The sequence below is a fragment of the Streptomyces sp. NBC_00846 genome (genome assembly GCF_045207325.1).
In the GTDB taxonomy this organism is placed as follows: Bacteria; Actinomycetota; Actinomycetes; order Streptomycetales; family Streptomycetaceae; genus Streptomyces.
In genome coordinates, this window is record NZ_CP108846.1 from 7,440,891 (window position 1) to 7,461,764 (window position 20,874).

General features: G+C 70.9%; 18 protein-coding genes. 8 read left to right on the forward strand and 10 right to left on the reverse strand.

What is annotated here, in order from left to right; all coding sequences use genetic code 11:
- Window positions 1-138: 138 nt before the first annotated feature.
- The 7 genes from OG936_RS34220 to OG936_RS34250 all read right to left on the reverse strand — a co-directional run bounded on the left by OG936_RS34220 (window position 139) and on the right by OG936_RS34250 (window position 11,535).
- A complete protein-coding gene (locus tag OG936_RS34220) occupies window positions 139-1,254 on the reverse strand; it encodes an AI-2E family transporter (RefSeq protein ID WP_406500726.1) in 1,116 nt (371 codons plus the stop codon).
- 385 nt (window positions 1,255-1,639) lie between these two features.
- Window positions 1,640-3,016, reverse strand: coding sequence for an ATP-binding protein (locus OG936_RS34225; RefSeq protein ID WP_406499732.1), 1,377 nt, complete (start codon window positions 3,014-3,016; stop codon window positions 1,640-1,642).
- A gap of 12 nt (window positions 3,017-3,028) precedes the next feature.
- A complete protein-coding gene (locus tag OG936_RS34230; protein WP_406499733.1) occupies window positions 3,029-3,697 on the reverse strand; it encodes a winged helix-turn-helix domain-containing protein in 669 nt (222 codons plus the stop codon).
- A gap of 508 nt (window positions 3,698-4,205) precedes the next feature.
- Window positions 4,206-4,886, reverse strand: coding sequence for a BPL-N domain-containing protein (locus OG936_RS34235; RefSeq protein WP_406499734.1), 681 nt, complete (start codon window positions 4,884-4,886; stop codon window positions 4,206-4,208).
- A 22-nt stretch (window positions 4,887-4,908) separates the two neighbouring features.
- On the reverse strand, window positions 4,909-9,045 hold the full coding sequence (locus OG936_RS34240; RefSeq protein WP_406499735.1) for a Pls/PosA family non-ribosomal peptide synthetase: 4,137 nt from the start codon (window positions 9,043-9,045) through the stop codon (window positions 4,909-4,911).
- Window positions 9,046-9,421: 376 nt separating this feature from the next.
- Window positions 9,422-10,474: a polyprenyl synthetase family protein gene (locus OG936_RS34245; RefSeq protein WP_406499736.1), complete on the reverse strand. Its 1,053-nt coding sequence runs from the start codon at window positions 10,472-10,474 to the stop codon at window positions 9,422-9,424.
- Entirely contained in the window at window positions 10,471-11,535 is a 1,065-nt protein-coding gene (locus OG936_RS34250) for a tetratricopeptide repeat protein (RefSeq protein ID WP_406499737.1), read from the reverse strand. Before OG936_RS34250 ends, OG936_RS34245 begins: the two co-directional genes overlap by 4 nt.
- 339 nt (window positions 11,536-11,874) lie before the next feature.
- Between OG936_RS34250 and OG936_RS34255 the strand changes: the two genes are divergently transcribed.
- Together OG936_RS34255 and OG936_RS34260 are read left to right on the forward strand one after the other, a co-directional pair.
- Complete coding sequence (locus OG936_RS34255) at window positions 11,875-12,333, forward strand: hypothetical protein (RefSeq protein WP_266751018.1); 459 nt, start codon at window positions 11,875-11,877, stop codon at window positions 12,331-12,333.
- Between the two features lie 248 nt (window positions 12,334-12,581).
- Window positions 12,582-12,773, forward strand: coding sequence for a DUF6381 family protein (locus OG936_RS34260; RefSeq protein WP_383754975.1), 192 nt, complete (start codon window positions 12,582-12,584; stop codon window positions 12,771-12,773).
- Window positions 12,774-12,938: 165 nt separating this feature from the next.
- On the opposite strand, the gene OG936_RS34265 is transcribed toward OG936_RS34260, so the two are convergent.
- On the reverse strand, window positions 12,939-13,298 hold the full coding sequence (locus tag OG936_RS34265; protein ID WP_406499738.1) for a hypothetical protein: 360 nt from the start codon (window positions 13,296-13,298) through the stop codon (window positions 12,939-12,941).
- Window positions 13,299-13,415: 117 nt separating this feature from the next.
- Here OG936_RS34265 and OG936_RS34270 point away from each other — a divergent pair, with 117 nt between their 5' ends.
- The gene (locus OG936_RS34270) at window positions 13,416-13,925 is read left to right on the forward strand and encodes a DUF664 domain-containing protein (protein ID WP_406499739.1); all 510 of its coding nucleotides are present in this window, start codon (window positions 13,416-13,418) and stop codon (window positions 13,923-13,925) included.
- 135 nt (window positions 13,926-14,060) lie between these two features.
- Here the strand turns inward: OG936_RS34270 and OG936_RS34275 are convergent, their stop codons facing one another.
- Entirely contained in the window at window positions 14,061-14,483 is a 423-nt protein-coding gene (locus OG936_RS34275) for an SAM-dependent methyltransferase (RefSeq protein ID WP_406500727.1), read from the reverse strand.
- Window positions 14,484-14,521: 38 nt separating this feature from the next.
- Here OG936_RS34275 and OG936_RS34280 point away from each other — a divergent pair, with 38 nt between their 5' ends.
- From OG936_RS34280 to OG936_RS34300, 5 genes are all read left to right on the forward strand, one after another.
- A complete protein-coding gene (locus OG936_RS34280) occupies window positions 14,522-14,728 on the forward strand; it encodes an alpha/beta hydrolase family protein (RefSeq protein ID WP_406499740.1) in 207 nt (68 codons plus the stop codon).
- A gap of 94 nt (window positions 14,729-14,822) precedes the next feature.
- The gene (locus tag OG936_RS34285) at window positions 14,823-16,193 is read left to right on the forward strand and encodes a serine hydrolase domain-containing protein (protein WP_406499741.1); all 1,371 of its coding nucleotides are present in this window, start codon (window positions 14,823-14,825) and stop codon (window positions 16,191-16,193) included.
- 1 nt (window position 16,194) lies between these two features.
- Window positions 16,195-17,340, forward strand: a complete 1,146-nt coding sequence (locus OG936_RS34290) for a M20 family metallopeptidase (protein ID WP_406499742.1) — start codon at window positions 16,195-16,197, stop codon at window positions 17,338-17,340.
- A 660-nt stretch (window positions 17,341-18,000) separates the two neighbouring features.
- Window positions 18,001-19,089, forward strand: coding sequence for a PucR family transcriptional regulator (locus tag OG936_RS34295; protein ID WP_406499743.1), 1,089 nt, complete (start codon window positions 18,001-18,003; stop codon window positions 19,087-19,089).
- A gap of 150 nt (window positions 19,090-19,239) precedes the next feature.
- Window positions 19,240-19,686, forward strand: a complete 447-nt coding sequence (locus OG936_RS34300) for a nitroreductase family deazaflavin-dependent oxidoreductase (RefSeq protein ID WP_406499744.1) — start codon at window positions 19,240-19,242, stop codon at window positions 19,684-19,686.
- Window positions 19,687-19,741: 55 nt separating this feature from the next.
- Here OG936_RS34300 and OG936_RS34305 read toward each other — a convergent pair whose 3' ends face one another.
- Complete coding sequence (locus OG936_RS34305) at window positions 19,742-20,716, reverse strand: acetylxylan esterase (protein WP_383755017.1); 975 nt, start codon at window positions 20,714-20,716, stop codon at window positions 19,742-19,744.
- Between the last annotated feature and the right edge of the window lie 158 nt (window positions 20,717-20,874).

Sequence of the window (20,874 nt, forward strand, 5' to 3'; positions counted from 1 at the left end):
CCGGGAGAGCGGTGACGAAGGCGTACGACAGCACCGGCACAAGCGGTTCGGCTTCCGCCCCCACCCCCGCGCGCGGGGGCGGAAGCGGAGGCCGGTGCCTCGCTTGCACCCCGACGCACCCGTCCCCGTGCGCGCCGCTCACTCCTTCGCGCGCGTGGACTCGTCTGCCGGGCTCAGCGCCTGACGGACCGACCAGAGGACCGACACGAGGGGTACCGCCACCACCGCTCCGAGCACTCCGGCCGCGATGGCGCCGCCGATCACCGAGAGCGCGACCACGACCGGGTGCAGGCGGACGGCCCAGCCCATCACGAGCGGGTGCAGCAGATGTCCCTCGATCTGGCCGATGACCACGATCAGTACGAGGACGACGGCCGCCACGATCGGGCCCTTCGCCGCCAGAGCCACCACGGCCGCGACCGCGAGAGCGATCGGTGAGCCGATCAACGGAATGAAGGCGGCGAAGAACTCCAGCAGGGCCAGAGGCAGGGCCAGCGGCACTCCGAGTGCGAACAGGGCCAGTCCTACGAGTACGGCGTTGGTCCCCGCCACCAGGATGATGCCGTGGGTGTACCCGGTGAACGTACGCCAGGCGGCCCGGCCCGCGACCGCCACCCGGGCCCGGGCCGCCCGCGGGAGCTGATCGCAGAACCAGTCCCACTGCCGGTCGCCCGAGTGAATGAAGAAGACCGAGCAGAACAACGCCAGAACGAACACCGTCACCACCTCGACCAGCCGGCCCACACCGCTGACGGCCGTGCTGATAAGGACGGAGCGATGGCTGGACAGGACCTGCCCGATCCGGGACCGGAGGCCGCCGAGCGTCTTCGGATTCAGCCGGAACGGCGGCCCTTCCAACCAGTGTTCGATCCTGCCGAGACCCTCACTGAACTCCCTTTCCAACCCGGCGCGTTCTCCGGCGACCACCTCGCCGACGAGCGTCAGCACACCGAGGGCGAGGACGATACTGCCGAGCAGCGCCACGGCGACGGCGAGCGCCCGCGGCATCGGACGGGCCAGGATATCCGCGATCGGGCGCAGCACCGCGGTCACGACCAGGCCGAGGAAGACGGCTGCCGCCACTTCGTGGAACCGCCCCAGTGCCGAGAAGGCCGCGTATACGACGGCTCCCACCACGAGGATCCGCCAGGCGTATGCGGCGGCCGTCTGGAGTGTGGGGTTCACGCGTGGCGTGTACCGCGGGCCGGGCGGCGCCTGTCGCGCGCCCGGGTCCAGGGCCGCGGGGCCGGTCATGCCGCGCAGCGCCCGGCGTGACGCGGCGCGGATCCGGTGCCGTCGTCCTCCGGACGGTACGCCGGGGTCCGTGTTGTCGGGCTGCGGATGCGGGGGCCTGGGCATTCCCTGCTGGTACCAGGAGGGACCGCGTCGTTCCGGGCTCCTGCGGCGACATGCGCGGGAAGGTCACCCCGACGGGGGGACGAAGATGCAGTGGCCCGAGGGTCCCACTGCCGACCCGGAACGGGCGCGCGAGCGGTACGACTCCGATATCCGGGCAGTGCACGGGGACTTGCGGGGGTGGCGCGGGCAGATCTCCCCGCTTCGGACATCCGGCAGCGGACCGGGAGCCGTGCAGCCAGGAGCCCGCACAGGGGCGGCTGCGGACGCTGCTGATCGGCCGCTACCGATCGCCGACGGGAATCCGTACGACGATCCGAGCGCCTGGCTGGTTGGTCTCGATGTGGGCGCTGCCATGGTGGGCGGTGACGATGTCGCGGACGATGGCCAGCCCCAGGCCGCTGCCGCCCGTGTCCCGTGCGCGCGCTTGGTCGAGTCGGGTGAAGCGCTCGAAGACGCGTTGCCGGTCGGCGGCAGGGATGCCGGGCCCGTCGTCGGCCACGACCAGGTGTGCGATGCCGTCCAGGACGTAGAGGCGGATGTCGATGCGGGTGGCGGCATGGCGCAGGGCGTTGTCCAGCAGATTCCGCACCACGCGGGCGAGGGAATCCCTGTCACCGTGGACGCGCGCGGCGCTGACGGCATGCTGGTCGATGACGAGAGACGTGCGCTGGCGGGCCTCGCCCACCTCGCTGAAGACGATCTCGTCCAGGTCGACCGGGCGTTTGCGCAGGCGTGGACGGGCATCGAGGCGGGCCAGCTGTACAAGGTCGTCGACGAGCCGGGAAAGCCGTTCGGTCTCTGCGAGCAGGGCGGGGGCGAGCGATCGCCAGTCCGCGGTGTCGGGATGGCTGACCGCGACCTCCAGACGGGTGTGCAAAGTGCTCAGGGGGCTGCGCAGTTCGTGGGCGGCGTCGGCAACGAATCCGCGCTGCCGCCGAGTCGTGGCCTCCAGGCGGGCAAGCAGGTCGTTCAAGGTCTTCGCGAGCCGGCCCAGAGCATCCTCGGCGGGGGGCACGTCGAGTCGGCGCCCCAGGTCCGAGGCGGTGATCTCGGCGGTCTGGGTCCGCAGGGAGTCCACCGGGCGCAGCGCGCGCCCCGTGAGCAGCCATACGACGCCGGTGAGCAGGGCCACGGTCGACGGCACGGTGGTGGCGAGGCCGAACGTCAGCTTGGCCAGGCTGTGGTCGACGTCTTCCGTGGACATGGCGACGTACACGGTCATCGGGTCGTGACGGGTACCGGCCGGAACGGCCACAACACGCCAGGCACTGCCATCGCCCACGGTGAGGTCCTGGACGGTGCGGGCGTGCGGGATACCGGATCCGCTCGGTGGAAAGTCGAACAACCGGGGTCTGCTGCGCAGATTCGCCGAGCTGGCCTGCACCGCTCCTTTGGCGTCGACCACTTGGACAGCGGCTTCGCCGTGGAAGGTGTGGTGCAGTACAGCGTCGCGCGGTTCGGCCTGGAGGGTTGCTGCGACGACCTGGGCGTCCTGCAGGGCGGTCTGGTCGAGCTCGTTGATGAGAGTCGCATGCAGCCACAGAACGAGCAGCACAGCGGCACCGGCCAGTCCGAACGCGATCATGAGGGCAGCCGCAACGGTCAGCCGCAGCCGCAGCGACCGGCGGGACCACCACGCCCGGATGTCGACGCGCATCCGCTACCCTCCTCAGCTCCGGAGCCGGTACCCCGCTCCACGGACGGTCTCGATGGTCCGGCGGTCGAACGGGGCGTCGATTTTGCGCCGCAGGTAACCGACGTAGACCTCCACGATGTTGGTGTCGCCGTCGAAGTTCTCGTCCCACACGTGCGTGAGGATCTCCGTCTTGCTGACCACTTGGCCGGCACGCCGGAGCAGGAATTCCAGGAGGGTGAACTCCCGTGCGGTCAGGTCGATCTCATGGTTCCCCCGACGGCACCGCCGACGCGCGGGGTCCAGGGTCAGGTCGTTGGCGGCGAGCACCGTGGGCCGGGGCGGTGCTCCTCGGCGCAGGAGCGCCCGCAGATGGGCCACGAGTACGACGTACGAGAACGGCTTGCTCAGGTAGTCGTCGGCGCCGAGGTCCAGCGCGTCCGCCTCGTCGTACTCTCCGTCCTTCGCCGTGAGCATCAGCACGGGGGTCCACACGTTCGCTGCCCGCATCCGCTTGAGGACCTCGTACCCGGACAGGCCGGGCAGCATGATGTCCAGCACGATGACGTCGTGCGGCTCGTGCAGGGCCCGCCAGAGTCCGTCCACGCCGTCATATGCGGCTTCGACGACGAAGCCCTCCGAGGCGAGTCCGTCGGCGATCGCCGACGCAAGTCCACGTTCGTCCTCGATGATCAGCATCCGCATGGCAGCCTCTCCATCCACCCTAGTGCCGCACCTACGGACTGTCCCCTGAGAAGCCGCTGAGAGCATGGCGGACTCTCAGCGTCCTCTCCGTGCCCGCGTCACACGCTGGAGGCCTCGAACAGTGAGGAGAGGAACAATGACAGACAGTCGAGACAGGCGTCGGGACGAGGTCCGGCGAGACGGGTGTGAGGCCCGCGGGACCGACACGGCGCGAGAGCGGGCGCCGCGTGGTGACGAGCGGGAGCGCAGGGACAGAAGGCCGGATGAGCGCAGCAGGCCCGCAGACGACCGGGAGAGCGACATCGAGGAGGCGCGTGAGCGCCTGATCCGCACTTCCCGACGCGCCGACCGCCCCGTCGGCGGGTAGGAGCCGGAGCCACCGACTGCTCTTTGGCAGTGACCGCGCACCTCGGCCGGTCGGGTCAACCCGACCGGCCGACGTATGCAGTCAGCGGCGGCGGACACCGCGCCGTCGTCGAATCGAGACGTGTAGGCGCGGGCACCGTGGTCATTTCTCCATCACCGCATGCACGAGGTCCAGCGCGAGGTCCCGGGTGTGGTGGACCGGGAGGCGGTTGTCGGTGTACCAGTCGTCGCCGGCCTCCGGGTGCGGTCCGGTGACCCCCACGCGGCCGGCGCCGAACCGGGTTACGACCGCGGCGGGCGCGCCGTTGGTGTAGGTGGCCAGGACGGTCGCGTCCGCGTCCGCGTCGAGCGCGAAGTACGGTCCGTCCTGGAAGAAGACGGTGCGGGGCCGTCCGCGCCACATCACCCCGACCAGCGTGTTGCCGGTGTCGTGGACTGTGCACCCCGGTGAGCGGATGTACTGGTCGGTGTCGCCGGGCAGCAGCGCGAATCCCGGGGTGGCACCTGCCAGATAGGCGCCCAGACAGAAGCCCAGGTAGCGTCCGCCGCAATGGACGAAGTCACGGATCGCGTCACGTTGCCGCCTCAGTTTCCGGTAGGCGGGCCGGAGTGACATGCCACCCGGCTGGGCATAGACAACGGCCCCGGCCAGCGTTCCGGCCGACAGCTTCAGGGCCTCGCGCGGACCGGTGAAGCGCACGTCCAGGTCCCACGGGCCGGCGGCGAGCAGGTCCGCGACCGCCTCCGGGCAACCGGGCAGCGATGCCGGTCCGCGGTAGACGAGCGCGAGTGGGCGGTGCCCGGGCTTCCCGGCCTGAATCATGGCTGCCTCCTCACCATCGGTGTCATGCGTCGCGCACCGCGGTCGACGGTGACGAGTCCCCCCGAACCGGTCCGGGACGGCTCGTCACCCCTTCGGCGGGCAGCCCTCGCCAGCTCGTCCCCGGCGGCAGGTGTTCCCCCTTCATGACCAGGGACAACGCCCCGAGCCCGACACGCTCGCCCACCACCGCGTCGTACAGCACGATGGCCCGGGTGCCGATATCCGCACCGGACCGGACGGTCACCGTCGACATCTTCATGACACGGTCTTCGAACAAATGCGTCTGCAGCGAGACGTTCATGCCGACCGCGACGTCGTCGCCCACCTTCACCAGGTCGAATTCGGTGAGAAAGGTGGTGCCGATCCAGGTACGGCGGCCTATGCGGGCACCGAACATGCGGAGTACCGCCGGGAGGAACGGTGTCCCTACCAGCGCACCCACCCCCGCCGGGACCGCGGCCGCCTCGAAAAGGCCGGTGATGAACTCCGTACGCCGTACGAACAGACTCCACAGCGGCTCGACACGCGGCCGGTACCTTCCGACGACCACAAGCTTGGCCACCATGCAGAACGCGATGACCGCGAATGCCGCGCCCATGGCCAGGAAGGGCGACACCAGCACCAGGACCGGCGCGCCGACGTCACGGGCAAGGCCGGACAGTGCCAGCAGGTACAGGTAGGCACTGGTCGCCAGTAGCGACGCGGGCATGGTGACGCGGAAGAACTCGATACCCAGACGAGCGAGTACCGCCCTGCGGGTCGGTCGGTACGTCAGCTCCTCGGGGTACGAACCGCTGCTCTGGCGCACCGGGAGCCGCAACGCGGGGGAGCCGAGCCAGGTGGTCCCGTCGGGCACACCGTCGGGCGGCGGGACCGTACCCACGCCGACCAGGGAGTTCGGACCCAGTTCCGTGCCGCCCGCCACCAGCGCGGCATTACCGACGAACGCGCGGCTGCCCACCGTGGTGGGCCCCATGGCCACCTGGCCGGCCGCGAAGACCGCGGAGCCGATGCTCGCCATGTCCGCGACGAAGCTTCTCTCCTTGAGGGTCAGCAGGCCCGGCTCGACGTGCGCGGCGGTGGAAACCTCGGCGCCCCGGCCCACGCGCGCGCCGAGCAGCCGCAGCCACGGCACGGTGTAGAGCGTGGCGTAGAGGGCGTTGGTGAAAGTGAGGCTGTACTCCAGCAGCTTGTCCACGAACCACTTGCGTACGCCGAGCGAGGAGCGCGCCGAATGGATGCCCACCGGCACCCCGGGCCGGACCAGACGCCTGCCGACAGCCACCACCGAGCACACCGTACCCACGAAGACCGGGCCGGACAGTGCGGTGGCGACCAGCCCCGAGCCCGTACCCCAGCGCAGCCACGCGAACCAGAACAACGCGATGCCGGGCAGGACCATCAGCAGAGGAGCCAGTTCCAGGAAAACGAGGCCGAGCAGCGCCGCGGACAGATGCCGCGGTCGCCAGTGATGTGCAGCGCCGGGTGTGCGCAGCATCGCCTCGACGACCGGAGTGAGAGCCTCGACCCGGCGCGCCGGCGATCCGGCCCAGCGCGCTCCAGCAGCCATCGACTCGTCCTGGCCGATCACGGACTGCTCACCGAGTCCGGAGTCCGGCCCCATGCGCGCGCCGGGTTCGAGCACCGCGTTGGCACCGACGAAGGCCCGCTCGCCCACCGTGATGGGCGCGACGGTGACCCGTCCGTCCGCGACCTTCCAGGGCCGAAGCGAAACGGCGTAGCCGACCGCCGCGTCGCTGCCGATCGTCAGCAGCGCCGGCAGACCGATCATGCCGGTGGCGATCGTGGTGCGGGCTCCGACGCGTGCACCGAGCAGCCGAAGGTAGGGAGCCGCCATGGGAGAACCGCTGAGTACCCGCAGCGGGCTGATCTCCACCAACAGGTGCAGCGCCCACAGACGCAGATAGGTCCGCCCCCACAGCGGGTAGTGGCCAGGTGCGATGCCCTTCCCCAGCAGGCGCGCCAGGGCGGGAGGAAGGATCCAGCGCACCGCCAGGTAACCGGCCACGGCGGCGATCGTCGGCTGCACGACCTCACCGCCCGAGGCCTGGCCGTGGTGTGCGGCGTACGTGATGGCCACGGGCAGCGTGAACAGAAGAAGCACAACGTAGATGGCCCCGGCCTGGGCCAGTCCGGCGAGCGCGATCCGGCCGCGGCTGTGGCGGATGAACGAGCGGGGCGGGCCGGCGGTGCCCGCGGTGGCCGCCGAGGCGCGTATCCGCTCCGCGAAACCCTGCACGGTCGGGTGCTCGTACAGGTCACGCAGAGTCGGCCCGGTTCCACTGTCGCGGCCGCGCAACAGTGATACGACCTGGGCGGCGAGCAACGAGTGGCCACCGAGGTCGGTGAAGAAGTTCGCCTCGGCCGACAACTCGTCGGGAGCGAGACCGAGCACCTGCGCCCAGGTGTCCCGCACCCGCCTCTCCAACTTGCCGCGGGCGGGCACCACGCGGCCGGTCCCCATGAGCCGGCGGCCGGTCGGAGGAGGGAGCAGCCGGCGGTCGACCTTGCCGCTCGGCATGGCGGGAAGGCGGTCGAGGATGTCCAGGAACGACGGCACCATGTAGGCGGGCAGGGTACGTTGCAGGTGCTCGTGCAGGCGGCCGACGAGGTCGCCGTCGGAGGCCGCGTCCCGGCCGGGAGAGTCTGTGACGCGTACGACGTAGGCGGCGAGCACCTTGCCGCTCCCGGGCCCGCTGTGCCCGGCCGGGTCCAGGTCGTCCCGGGGCCGCGGAGTCCTGCCCGTGTCCGGCGCGGGGACGAGCGCGGTGACCGCCTGGGCTACGCCGGGGTCCTCCAGCAGCACGTTGTCGATCTCACCGAGTGCCACCCGGTAGCCCCGGATCTTCACCTCGGCGTCGGCCCGGCCCAGGTACTCGATCTCCCCGTCGGCGGTCATCCGGCCGAGGTCACCGGTGCGGTAGAGCCGGCCGTTTCGGGGACCCAGCGGGTGCTCGATGAAACGGTCGGCGGTCAGGTCCGGCCGGCCCACGTAACCGCGGGCCAGGCCGGGACCGCCCAGGCATATCTCGCCGGCCGAACCGTGGGGCACGGGCCGCCGCTGTCCGTCGAGAAGTACCACCGAGTACGTCGGCAGCGGCCGTCCGATGGTGACGGGCCGGTTCGCCCGCATTTCCTGCCAGGTCGCCGTGACGGTGGCCTCCGTCGGCCCGTACGTGTTGAGGATGCGCCGTCCCGGCCTGCTCCACCGGTCGACGAGACTGTGCGGGCACGCCTCGCCGCCCACGACGATGCTGCGGATCCGCGGCAGCTCGCGCGGGATCGTCGCCAGCAGCGTCGGCACGCAGTACAGCACCGTGACGCGAAGCGTCTCCAGGAAGTCGGCGAGCTCGTCGCCGAGCGGCGCGGGGCCGCTCGGCCCGGCGACGAGCGTGGCGCCTGCCGTCCAGGTCGGCCAGATCTCCTCCAGGGAGAAGTCGAACGAGATGGTCATGCCCTGGAAAACCCGGTCATCGGGGCGCACGGCGTACACGGGAGTCACGACACCGAGGAAGTTACAAATGCTCGATTGGGCGATCTCCACGCCCTTCGGCCTGCCGCTGGAGCCCGAGGTGTACATGATGTATGCGGTGGGATCGTCTTCGTACCTGCCCGCGCCGGGCGTGTCGGCAGGCGGCCGCGTCGTGGGAAGACGAGCGACTTCACCCGCCCAGGCGTCGGTCCGGATCACCCGGCACGCTCCCGGCTCCGCCGTCTCCGCATGTCCGGTGCGTGGCATCAGAACGCCCGTGGTCAGCAGGACGTCGGCACCTGAGTCGCCCAGGATGTACGCGATGCGTTCGTGCGGGGAAGCGGGGTCGAGCGGCACGAATGCCGCCCCGGCCTTGCACACGCCCAGGAGCGACACGTACATGCCCACGGACCGCGGCAGCAGGACAGCCACGCGAGTGCCCGTACCGACGCCCGCACGGCGCAGGTAGTGAGCCACCTGGTTGGCGCGTGCGTCGAGATCGGCGTACGTCAGACGCTGCTCATCGCATTCCAGGGCGACGGCCCACGGTGTGCGGTCACAGGCGTCGTGAAAGAAGTGGTGCAGCCTACGGGCCGTGGTCCGCGCGCCCTGGTCGGTGAGGTCCGAAGCCGGAACGACAGGCGGGTCCACAGTGTGCGAGGCCATGAGGAAACCTCCTCCTCAGCTCGCGCCCGGTGGTCCGGGGACGGTTCCAGCTTGTACGGCACCGGCTGAGAGGAGGCTGAGACAGACCCTCACCCGATCGGTCCGTGGCCCGGCGCGCACCGCACGAGAAATGTACTGATCGGTACACAACGAGAACGGGTCGCGCGGCCCGGAACCACATCCATCGCCCTGTGGAAGGAACGATTTCTGCGGGAGGGCCCGGTTCCGATCAGCTCCGGCACCGTGCTCCGCGGTTGAGGCCCGACGCCGACGCCGACGCCGACGCCGACGCCGGACCCGGGCGACGGGATTCCGGCCACCGGCGCCGACGGGGAGAGCCGGGGACGTGGTGTCCCGGCGCAGGCCCCGCGTCGGGTCACATCGTGCGGTCGACGAGGAACGGGAGAAGCGTGACGATTTCACCGAGTGCGGCCGGGGCCAGCGGGACGTTCTCCAGGCTGAGCCGAGCGCTGTCGAGGTGCTGATGCGCCTCGGCCAGTGTCGCCGAACGCCCACCGGCTTCCTCCACGAGACCGGCCGCCCGCCGCGCGGTGGTGCTGTCGAGCGGACTGCCGGTGCCGAGCAGCGCCGCGAGGCGCCGGGCGGCGGGGTGGTCCGTGGCCAGGGCCGCGAGAACGGGGTACGTCTTCTTCAGCCGGCGCAGATCACTGTGGACGGGCTTGCCCGTGACCTGGGGATCTCCCCAGATGCCCAGGAGGTCGTCCACGGACTGGAACGCCACCCCGAGGTGCCGGCCGGCCGTGGTGAGGGCGGCGACGGTCGTGGCAGGGGCTCCGGCGAGCACCCCGCCCAGGCCCGCCGCGCAGCCGAGGAGCGCGCCGGTCTTGTGCTCGGCCATCCACCGGTACTCGTGCGGCCGCACCGCTTCGGGCCCGGTCCAGGGCCGGGACTCGAAGAGCAGGTCCTCGGCCTGACCGCGGACCAGGTCGGTCAGCGTGCCGGCGAGAAGCCGGACCGCTGCCGCACCGTGCACGCCGGGAGCGTCGGCCAGCGTCTGTACGGCCAGGGCGAAGAGCGCGTCGCCCGCGAGGATCGCGGGGCCGGTCCCGTACACCTTCCATGCGGTGGCGCGCTGTCTGCGGGTCTCGTCGCCGTCCATGATGTCGTCGTGCAGGAGGGAGAAGACATGGATCAGCTCGACGGTGACGGCGCCGACGACGGCGTCCTCCGCAGGGGCGCCGGCCGCCTCGGCGCCGAGCAGGGTGAGGGCCTGACGCACCCCTTTGCCCTGTGAGCCCGTGACGGGGTCACCGTCCGCCGTGCCCCACCCGAGGGAGAACGCGGCCATCTCCGCGTGCCACGGGTGCAGACGCTGCACGGCCTGGGCGAGCGCCGGGCGTACGAGGTCGCGGCAGCGGGAGAGGATCTGCGGTGCCGTGGCCCGCTGGGATACCGGCGGTGGTGTCATCGTCGTCCGCCTTCCTCGTCGGCCGCGCCACCGACCGGTGCCACGCCGAGTTCGGCGTACGCCTTGTCGACCATGTCCCGGGCATTGAGCAGGCCGATCCGGCTGAGGGTGCGGCGCAGCTCGTCGAGATCGGCGGCGGTCTCGTTCCGGTCGCGGCCGAGCCGGGCGAGCGACTTGACGAGACCGAGCCGGGCCAGCGCCTCGCCCCGGGGCTCGGCCATGGCACGGAACTCGGCGAGCGCCTCCTCGTAGACCTGGCGCGCCGCCTCGTAACGGCGGGCGCGGAAGAGCACATTGGCGCGCATCTTGTGGTTGTACGCGAGCGCACTGGACAACTTCATCTCACGGCAGGTGAGTTCGGCTTCCGTGAGCAGGGCCAGGGCACGCTCCGGATCGTCGTCCCGCAGGGAAACGATGTCGGCCATGCCGCGCAGGGCCCACGCCCGGCCACGCCGGTCGTCCGCGTTCCCGGCCAGCTCGGCGGCCTCCTCGAACATGGCCAGGGCACTGTCGAGCGATCCGGTGTTGCGGTGGATCTGTGCGATGCCCTCCAGTGCCCACACGGTGTGGCGCGCCTCGCCACGGGCGCGCGCCTCGGTGAGCAGTTGTTCGTGCAGGACCGCGACCTTCTGGTAGTCGCCCTGTATTCGCCCGGTCTCCGCAAGGCCGGCGAGGGAGTAGCCACGGGCGACGATGTCCCCGCCGCGCTCACCCATGTCGGCAGCCAGTCCCAACAGGCGGAAGGCGAGGCGGAGTTCACCGCGCTGACGGGCAAGCGTCCCTCCGCTCCACAGCGCCCACGCCATTGCCCCCGCGTCACCGGCCGAGCGGGCGGCCCGGTAACTGGCCTTCCACGCCCGGTCGGCCTCCTGTACGTTGCCGAGCCTGCGATGGGCCTCGGCCACCGCGAGCCCGCAACGCGCCACTTCGCGCTGCGAGCCGGAGAGCTCGGCCTCCCTCAAATGACGTACTCCTTCGGCCAGTACATCCGTGAGAGAGGAGTTCACCGACATCTTGGTGAGGGCGCCTTGGTACTCGGGCGCCAGTGCCTTGCTGTGCATGGGAGCCTTTCGCGCGCGGCCGGGCGGCACCGGCAACTATGCACGTGGTGTATACATGGAGCGCATAGTTGCCCGACGATCTGACCCGGGCGCTCGTGGGGGGTCGGACGTGGCTTGTCACTTGCGGCGAACCGCCTTGTTGTGGATCAAGACGGCAGTCGCGCGTCCGAGGTTGCTCCGCGATCAATAGAAGTTGACATCGGGGGACTGCGGGGGCATCGGAACCGGTTGGTGCCGGCGCCACCACCGTGCTGGGCGCGGGTACCGCTCGTGGAGCGGCTCCGACACCTTCTGGCTAAGCTCGACGAGGGGTCGAATACCAGATCGATGGAGGCTCCTATGACGACCCTCGAACCCCGCGATGTGGCCCCTCGCCTCGCCACCGGTGCGTTCATCCTGAATTCCGGCCTGGGCAAGCTGAAGGCGGACGAAGAGACGGCCCAGGGCGTGCACGGCATGGCCTGTACCGCCTACCCGTTCCTCAAGAAGATGGAAGCCAAGCGATTCACCCGGCTGCTCGCGCTGACGGAGATCACGGTCGGCGGAACCCTGCTGGCCCCCTTCGTACCGACCCGACTGGCCGGACTGGCGCTGACCGGGTTCTCCGGCGGCCTGGTCGGCCTCTACCTCCGGATGCCGGGGATGCGGGAACCCGGCAGCCTGCGGCCCACCCAGAACGGCATCCCGCTGGCCAAGGACTCCTGGATGCTGGGCATCGGACTCGGCTTCCTGGCCGCGGGTGTCCGCTGGCCGGGCGGGCGCGCGTCCCGGTGTCCCTGGCGGCGGTGCCGAGGCTGACGGCAGCGGCCGCGACGTGAGCGGGATGCGCCGGTGCTGTGCCCGGTGAAGACTCGCGGCAGTCGCATTCTGACTACTCTGGGGGTGGGAAACCGTGTCCGACCGACGCCGGCCGCCCGGGACACCGGGCCGATGAATGGCCCTCCGTTGCGGGATGCGTCACGGTAGGTAGCCGCCTGGAGTGCGGTGTCCCGGAAAACCTGGTTCCGTGGCGGGGTCCGACCCGCCCACAGATCCAAGGAGTGATCATGAGCGAGTCAGAGGAATACCGCGGTCGCATACGGGAGATGCGCGCCAAGGCGAAGGACCTCAAGGACGCAGCCGAGCGCACCTCGGACCCCAAGGAACGCCAGCGCCTGAAGGAGAAGGCCCGCAGGATCGAAGCCGAGAGCGACCAGGTCAGCGGCATGGCGAGCGGGGACATCTACCCCATGGAGTAGTCGGCCACTGGAGCAGTCGGCGCCTGGAGTAGGTGGTGACCGAGGGCCGTACTCCCGGACCCACGGGCGCCGCCTGGCCCGGATCGCCGAAGTTGATCAGCTGAGCACGCGACCGCAAGCGGGAGCGTGGCAGAGAACGTAGAGGCTGCCCCGCAAGGCGTTCGCTCAGGCTCCAGGGACCTCGGCGCGGGCATCGGCCAGCAGCTGGAGGGCATGCTCGCGATCCTGCTCGAGGGTGTCGTCCACACCGTCGATGGTGACCTGGAGCAGCAGTCTGCCCGCGCCCGCGCAGGCTGCCACCCTGCCGCCGACCAGGAACTCCTCGGGAGGGCCGGCAGGGAAGGTGCAGCACGCCCCCTCGGATCCCTTGAAGCTCTGGGTGACACCGTCGGACACTTTGGCGTCGCACTTTCCGGCGACGTACTCGGCCGGCGTGGCCCGGACCGACGGCCGTTCGCGCTCCAGCACCCTTGATCGGTCCGTACCGCGGCGTGAACGGCCCGTGGAGCGGACGCACTTACTCAATCCGAAACGATCAGTTGGGCCCGATTGACAGGCTCTTCCTGGTCCGGAAACGGACAGTGCCGAGCGCGGCGCGTGTCGATCGCGGGGGAGGGGCGGGAGAGCGGCCATGGTGAGGTCATGAACAGCGTTGACCTTTTGACGGACGCGTTCACCCGCGTCCAGGAGACGGTGCACGAGGCGGTCGAGGGACTGCCACCCACCGATCTCCATGCCCGCCTCGATGGCGGAGCGAACACGATCGCCTGGCTCGTATGGCACCTCACCCGGATCCAGGACGACCACGTCTCGGACGCGGCCGGTATCGAGCAGGTCTGGTTCACCCGGGACTGGGCCTCCCGTTTCGATCTGCCCTTCGAGAAGAACGCCACCGGGTACGGACACAGCGATGCGGACGTCTCGGCGGTGCGGGTGGGGTCGCCGGAACTGCTGCTCGGCTACTACGACGACGTCCATGAACAGACCCTCGATTTCATCAGCGAGCTCGACGGCCGGGCTCTGAACCGCGTCGTCGACGAGGCGTGGTCGCCGCCGGTCACCCTCGGGGTCCGTCTGATCAGCGTCATCTCGGACGACTTGCAACACGCCGGCCAGGCGGCCTTCGTCCGGGGCGTGCTCGAACGTCGGTAGAACTCTGCGCGAGCGGGGGCCCGTTGCGCGCTCCGGGGGCGTCGGCGCACTCCGGTGCCTGTGCGGTCCCCCGGTCCGCCGGGCACCGAGGTCATGAACCACATGGCTTCGGCGCCCGGTGGAATCCGGCGCGCTTCAGACCTTGAGCCCGACGCTGCTCACCGCGTGTCCCCGCAGCGTGTCCACCGGACTCTGGTGCGGATCCGGGCGCCAGGCCGACGTCCTGACGACGCCCGGCTCCACCATCTCCAGGCCGTGGAAGAAGTCCGAGATCCGTTCCGGGCTGCGCAGATGATACGAGCCGGCCGAGTTCGCGTTGTAGGAGGCGACGGCCCGGTTCAGCGCGTCACTCGTGTCCGTGCCGTCGCTGAGGGCCAGGTAGCTGCCTGCGGGGAGCGCGTCGAGCAGCCGGTCGACCAGCGCCCATGGATCGTCCTCGTCGGGGAGCTGCCCCATGATCCCGAGCATGGTGAGCCCGACCGGCCGGCTGAAGTCCAGCGTCCTGGCAGCCTCGGCAAGGATCGCGTCGGCGTCCCTGACGTCGGCGTCGACCCGTATCCCCTCGCCCGAACGGCGAGCCCGGCAGCGCCCGCACGTTGATCCTGCACGGTGGCGCGGATGACACCTGCCCGCTCGGCCAGGCCGAGCAGTGGTTCCACGCGCTGTGCACCCGGAAGGTGCCGGCCCGGCTGGTCGTGCACCCGGGCAGCCCGCACCTGTTCATCCTGGACGGCAGGCCCTCGCACCGGGAGGACTACTCCCGCCGCCTGACCGAATGGGTCACCACGCACACCGACCGCTGAAACCGCCGGAGCGGCAGAAGCCACCACGACCACCGCAACCGCCACAACCACTGAATCTGTTGAGATTGTCGAACGAAACGGAATCGGAGCCGAAATGACCGACACCACCGACCTGTCCGCCCGCTGGACCGCCCGCCTCACCGAGCTGGCCGCCCGCCACTCCGTCCCCGGCGCCAACCTCGGCATCCTGCACCGCGGTGAACTGATCGCCGAGGCCGCCGTCGGCCTGGCCAACACCGAAGCCGGGATCGAGACGACCACCGACACCCTGTTCCAGATCGGCTCGATCTCGAAGGTCTGGACCACCACGGTCGCCATGGCCCTGGTCGACGAGGGCTTGCTGGAACTGGACGCGCCGCTCGTCTCCGTAATGCCCGAACTGCGAGTAGCCAACGACGAGTTGAAACAAGGACTGACGCTTCGTCATCTCCTCGACCACACCAGCGGCATCGACGGCGACCTCTTCACCGACACCGGCCGGGGCGACGACTGCCTGGAGAAGTTCGCCGCCCTCCTCGGCGACGTCACCCCCAACCACCCGCTCGGCGCCACCATGTCGTACTGCAACGCGGGCTTCACCCTGCTCGGCAGGGTGCTCGAAGTCGTCACCGGCGTCCAGTGGGACGAGCTGATGCGCGAGCGACTGTTCCGTCCGCTCGGCCTGACACACACCGTGACTCTGCCGGAGGAGGCGCTGCGCTTCCGCGCTGCCATCGGGCATCTGGGGGACCCGCCGGCGCAGGCCCCGCAGTGGGGGCTGATGCGTTCGGCCGGACCCGCCGGACTGATCTGCTCGACGCCGCGCGAAGTACTGCGGTTCGCCCGGCTGCACCTCGACAACGGCGTCACCGAGGACGGCACCAAGATCCTCTCGGCCGAGGGCGCCACAGCCATGCAGACCCCGCAGGTCGAACTCCCCGACCCGCACATCCTGGGCCACGCCTGGGGACTGGGCTGGTTCCTCGACACCTGGGACGGACAGCGGGTCTACGGACACGACGGCGGCACGATCGGGCAGAGCGCGTTCCTGCGGGTGCTGCCCGAGGCCGATCTGGCGATCTGCCTGCTCACCAACGGCGGCGACACCATGAGCCTCTACCGGGACGTGTTCGGGGAGATCGTCCAGGAGTTGGCCGGCGTGACGATGCGCGCCACGATCCAGCCGGCGAAGGAGCCGGTGGCGGTGGACCCCGCGGACTACGTCGGCGCGTACCAGCGGCTCTCCAGCCGAGTGGAGATCGTGGAGCGGGACGGCGGCCTGGTGATGCTCGACCGGATCACCGGACCGCTCGCCGAGCTGATGCCCGACACGGAGCAGGAGTACCGGATGCACCCCGTCGAGCCGGGGCTGTTCGTGGTGCAGCGACCGGGCCTGAAGGCCTGGGTCCCGGTCGTCTTCTACACCCTCGCCGACGGCACGCCCTACATCCACCACGGCGGCCGCGCCACCCCCAAGGCGGGCTGACGTGACCGAGATCGCCACCGCCCTGGAGGCGGCGCTGCCGGGACTGCTGGCCGACATCGAGGAACTGGTCCGCAGCGAGTCGCCCAGTGAGGACCCGGCCGCCGTCGCCGACTGCGCCCGGGTCGTCGCCGGGCTCGGCACCCGGCTGACCGGTGCTGCGCCCGAGTGGCTCGGCGGCGCGGGCGCGCCCGCGCTCCGCTGGCGCTTCGGCTCCGGCGACCGGGTGCTGCTGCTCGGTCACTTCGACACGGTGTGGCCGGTGGGCTCGTTGGCCGGCCACCCCTTCGAGGTGGTCGGCGGCAGGCTGACCGGTCCCGGCTGCTTCGACATGAAGGCCGGTGTGGCGCAGTTGTTCCACGCGCTGGCGGTCCTCGAAGACCTGGACGGGGTGTCGGTCCTGCTCACCGGCGACGAGGAGATCGGCTCCCCGGCATCACGCACCCTGATCGAGGCCGAGGCCCGCCGCACCCGGGCCGTACTCGTCCTGGAGGCGAGCGAGGGCGGCGCGCTGAAGACCGCGCGCAAGGGGGTGTCCGGCTACGAACTGCACATCACCGGCCGCGCGGCGCACGCCGGCCTCGAACCCCATCGCGGCATCAACACGACCACCGAACTGGCCCACCAGGTACTCGCGTTGTCCACGCTCGCCGATCCGGCGACCGGCACCACGGTCACACCGACGGTGGCCTCCTCCGGCACCACCCGCAACACGGTGCCCGACACGGCCCGGCTGCTGGTCGACGTACGGGTGGAGACTGCCGCCGAACAGGACCGGGTGGACCGTGCCGTGCAGGATCTCTCACCGGTCCTCGCGGGCGCCTCGCTCAAGCTCTCCGGTGGCCCGGACCGGCCGCCGCTCCAGACGAGCGCTTCGGCGGAGCTGTTCGCACTCGCCCGGAGCCACTACGCCGAACTGGGCTTCGGCACCCTGCGCGGCGTGGCGGTCGGTGGCGGCTCCGACGGCAACCTCACGGCAGGCGCGGGCACACCCACGCTGGACGGCCTCGGGGCCGTGGGCGGCGGGGCGCACGCGGACGACGAGCATGTGCTCGTCGCCGAACTGCCCCGCCGCGCGGCGCTGGTGGCCTCCCTGGTCGCCTCGCTCGTACGGAAGCCGCCGGTCGCACCGGGCCGGGTGAGATCGTGAATGGTGCGGAAGCCGCCGCGGCGGCAGCAGCGACGGCCGCGCACCGCGCGGGCGTGACCGTCTCCGAACTGCACGGGCTGGACGAGATGCGGGACGCCTGCCGGGTACTGGACCGGGTCTGGCGGCCCGATCCCGGCAACCCGCTGATCACCCCGGAGCTGCTCCGGGTCTTCGCCCACTCCGGCAGCTACGTCGTCGGAGTCCACCGGGACGGCCGGATGGCCGGAGTCTGCCTGGGCTTCCTGGCCACCGCCGGACTGCACTCGCACATCGCCGGGGTCGACGACACCGTCCGGGGCCGCAATGTCGGCTACGCCGTCAAGCTGCATCAGAGGGCCTGGGCCCTGGCCCGCGGCATCACCGCGGTCACCTGGACCTTCGACCCGCTGATCAGCCGCAACGCCTATTTCAACCTGGCCAAACTGGGCGCGGCAGCGAGCGAGTACCTGGCCGACTTCTACGGGGCGATGCAGGACGAGGTCAATGCCGGGACCGAGACGGACCGGCTGATGGTCCACTGGGACCTGGCCGGCGAACACGCCGTCAACGCCGCCGCGGGCACACCCCGCACCGTCACCGTCGAGAGCGCGGGCGCCCACGCCGTGGTCGGTCTGGACGCCAAACCCGACGGCGGCCCCGCCGGAGGACCGCGGCGGTCGGGTGCTGGCCTTCTCCAGCCGTCAGGACGAGGGCGACGACGCCAGGATCGCGACCATCCTGGACCGTCAGGTTCCCGCCGAGAAGCTGCGCGCCCTGAAGCAACTCGGCGCCTTCCACGCCCTCTACCGCAAGGAGGAGATCGTCTATGTGGCCGGCATCTCCGACAAACCGCGGGCTGCGATCGCCGTCCGCGCGGGCGGCGAGATCCTCGGATCGATCTGGGTCGTGGTCGACGGACCGCTGAGCGAGGACCGCACCCAGGCGTTGCAGGAGGCCGCGAAGGCGGCCGCCCTGCATCTGCTGCGTCATCGCACGGGCGAGGACGTCGAACGCAGGCTCCGCGCGGACCTGCTCGCCACGGTCCTGGAGGGCGGCACCCACGCCCCGCAGGCCGCCGTACGGCTGGGCCTGTCCGTCCAGCCCGCCTGCGTACTGGCACTCGCCGTGACCGGTGAGCCGTCGGCACCCGACCGGGTGGCCGCGGGCCACCGCGTTGCCGAGGCCCTCGCCCTGCACCTGGCCGCCATCCACCCCCGAACGGCCGCGGCCTCGCTCGGGGGCGTCACCTACGCCGTCCTGCCCACGGGTTCGGACCAGGACGCGCTACGGGTGGCCGAGGCGTTCCTCGGACGCATGGGCGACCGGGTGCCCGCGGTCATCGGCATCGGCCGGCTCGCCGCCCGTCCGGCCGAGCTGCGCCGCTCCCGCGCCGACGCGGACCGCGTGTTGCGGGTCCTCGGCTCCGGCCGCTCCCAGCGACGGTCCGCCCGCCTGTCGGACGTCTACGCCGCTTCGCTGCTGGAGGAGCTGACGGACCGGATCGCCGCCGAGGACGATCTCCCCGACGGCCCGGTGATCCGGCTCCGCGCCTACGACGCCCAGCACCACACCGCCCACACGGACACGCTGGAGGCCTGGCTGAACACCTTCGGCGACGTGGCCGCCGCCGCGGCAGCCGTACACATCCATCCCAACACCTTCCGTTACCGGCTCAAGCGCCTGGCCGTGGTGGCGGGCATCGATCTCGACGACCCGGAGGCCAGATTCGAGGCCATGCTCCAACTGCGGCTGCACCCGCCGCGGCACTGACGCCGGCCCGGTCCTCACCGTGACATGCGGGATCCACCCGGGGCGGGCGCAATGATGAAAGAGTTCTCGTAGCAGCCGGACACAACGACGCCCGCACGCCCGCGTGTCCGCGCAGCCGTGCATCCGAAGGTCGACGATGGGACAGATGCCATGCCTCTCAAGGGTGAGTACGAGCCGAGCCCCGCGCAGTGGGTCCGCGACCAGGTCGAGCTGGTCGAGAGCTCCGGTGGGACGGAGGGGACCACGATGCGGGGCCTGCCGGTCATCATCCTGACCACCCGCGGGGCCAAGAGCGGCAAGATCCGCAAGACGCCGCTCATGAGGGTCGAGCACAACCGCTCGTACGCTGTGGTCGCCTCGCAGGGCGGCGCCCCCAAGCACCCCGTCTGGTACCACAACATCGTGGCCGACCCGCGCGTGGAACTGCAGGACGGCCCCGTCCGCCAGGACATGAGCGCCCGTGAAGTCACCGGCGAGGAGAAGGCCCTGTGGTGGCAGCGCGCGGTCGAGGCGTTCCCCGACTACGCCGACTACCAGCTCAAGACCGACCGGCAGATTCCGGTCTTCGTCCTGGAACCGGCGGCCGAGCCGCACTGACGAGCGCGCGGGGGAGGCGCGGACCGTAGGCCCGCCGCGCCCCCTTTCTCCGGGATCAGGCCGTCAGCTTCCCGGGCAGCCAGCCCAGCTGCGCGGCCTCCTGGAACGGCCCGCCGCCCTCGTGGTCGTTGAAGTCGTACACCTCGATGGCCTTGTCCTGGTGGGCGTACGCGTTGAAGGCGGCGAAGACGGTCGAGGGCGGGCAGGTCATGTCCTCCAGAGCCGTCGAGAACAGGGCCGGTGCCCGCCCGCGTGCGGCGAAGTGCACGCCGTCGAAGTAGGACAGGGTGGCCCTCGCCTGTCCGGCCCGGCCCCGGTGCGTCTTGAGGTAGCTGCCCACCTCGCGGTACGGGGTGCGGTCGGTGACGGTGAGCGCGCGGGGGAAGTCGCACAGGAACGGGACGTCCGGCGCGATCGCCACGAGGTCGGGTATCAGCCCGCCGACGGCGAGCGTGATGCCGCCGCCCTGGCTCTCGCCGATCGCCGCGGTGCGCGCCGCGTCGGCCAGCGGATGCGAGCGCGCCGCCTCCACCGCCCGCACCGCGTCGGTGAACACACGCCGGTAGTAGAACGCGTGCGGGTCCTCGATGCCCCGGGTCATGAAACCGGGGTACGAGGGCGCGCTGCCCACCGGGTCGGGGGTCTCGCCGACCTGCCAGCCGCTGCCCTGGCCCCGGGTGTCCATCACGAAGTGGGCGAAACCGGCCGATGCCCAGAGCAGATGGGTGTGGGCCAGGCCCCGCCCGCCGCCGTAGCCGATGAACTCCACGACCACCGGCAGCGGTTCGGTGGTGCCCGCCGGGAGGACGAACCAGCCCTTGACCGGGTGCCCGCCGAAGCCCGCGAACGTCACGTCGTACACGTCGACGGTGCTCAGCCCCGTGCCTGTACACAGCTCGAACCGGGCGTCGAGGTCGTGGGACCTGGCCTCGTCGAGGGTCTTGGACCAGAACGCGTCGAAGTCCTCCGGCTCCACCGAACGGCTGCGGTAGTCGCGCAGCTGGTCGAGGGGCAGATCGAACAGGGACATGCGGAACCGCCTTCTTCGCCGGGGTGAGGGGGCACCCGTGGGGATGGTTGATCACACGGTACGGGGGCGGGCGGCGCGCGGACGAGGGTGTTCTCGCGCCTTCCTGCTCGGACCGGATCGCGCCTGCACGGCAGGAGGCCTCCGGACGTGCCGCACAT

Excerpts from the sequence above, each read along its gene's own strand:
- OG936_RS34285 (WP_406499741.1), top strand. The coding sequence starts at position 14,823 with ATGACCGACACCACCGACCTGTCCGCCCGCTGGACCGCCCGCCTCACC.
- OG936_RS34305 (WP_383755017.1), bottom strand. The coding sequence starts at position 20,716 with ATGTCCCTGTTCGATCTGCCCCTCGACCAGCTGCGCGACTACCGCAGC.
- OG936_RS34235 (WP_406499734.1), bottom strand. The coding sequence starts at position 4,886 with ATGATTCAGGCCGGGAAGCCCGGGCACCGCCCACTCGCGCTCGTCTAC.
- OG936_RS34240 (WP_406499735.1), bottom strand. The coding sequence starts at position 9,045 with ATGGCCTCGCACACTGTGGACCCGCCTGTCGTTCCGGCTTCGGACCTC.
- OG936_RS34245 (WP_406499736.1), bottom strand. The coding sequence starts at position 10,474 with ATGACACCACCGCCGGTATCCCAGCGGGCCACGGCACCGCAGATCCTC.
- OG936_RS34250 (WP_406499737.1), bottom strand. The coding sequence starts at position 11,535 with ATGCACAGCAAGGCACTGGCGCCCGAGTACCAAGGCGCCCTCACCAAG.
- OG936_RS34270 (WP_406499739.1), top strand. The coding sequence starts at position 13,416 with ATGAACAGCGTTGACCTTTTGACGGACGCGTTCACCCGCGTCCAGGAG.
- OG936_RS34220 (WP_406500726.1), bottom strand. The coding sequence starts at position 1,254 with ATGACCGGCCCCGCGGCCCTGGACCCGGGCGCGCGACAGGCGCCGCCC.
- OG936_RS34260 (WP_383754975.1), top strand. The coding sequence starts at position 12,582 with ATGAGCGAGTCAGAGGAATACCGCGGTCGCATACGGGAGATGCGCGCC.
- OG936_RS34255 (WP_266751018.1), top strand. The coding sequence starts at position 11,875 with ATGACGACCCTCGAACCCCGCGATGTGGCCCCTCGCCTCGCCACCGGT.
- OG936_RS34225 (WP_406499732.1), bottom strand. The coding sequence starts at position 3,016 with ATGCGCGTCGACATCCGGGCGTGGTGGTCCCGCCGGTCGCTGCGGCTG.
- OG936_RS34230 (WP_406499733.1), bottom strand. The coding sequence starts at position 3,697 with ATGCGGATGCTGATCATCGAGGACGAACGTGGACTTGCGTCGGCGATC.
- OG936_RS34300 (WP_406499744.1), top strand. The coding sequence starts at position 19,240 with ATGCCTCTCAAGGGTGAGTACGAGCCGAGCCCCGCGCAGTGGGTCCGC.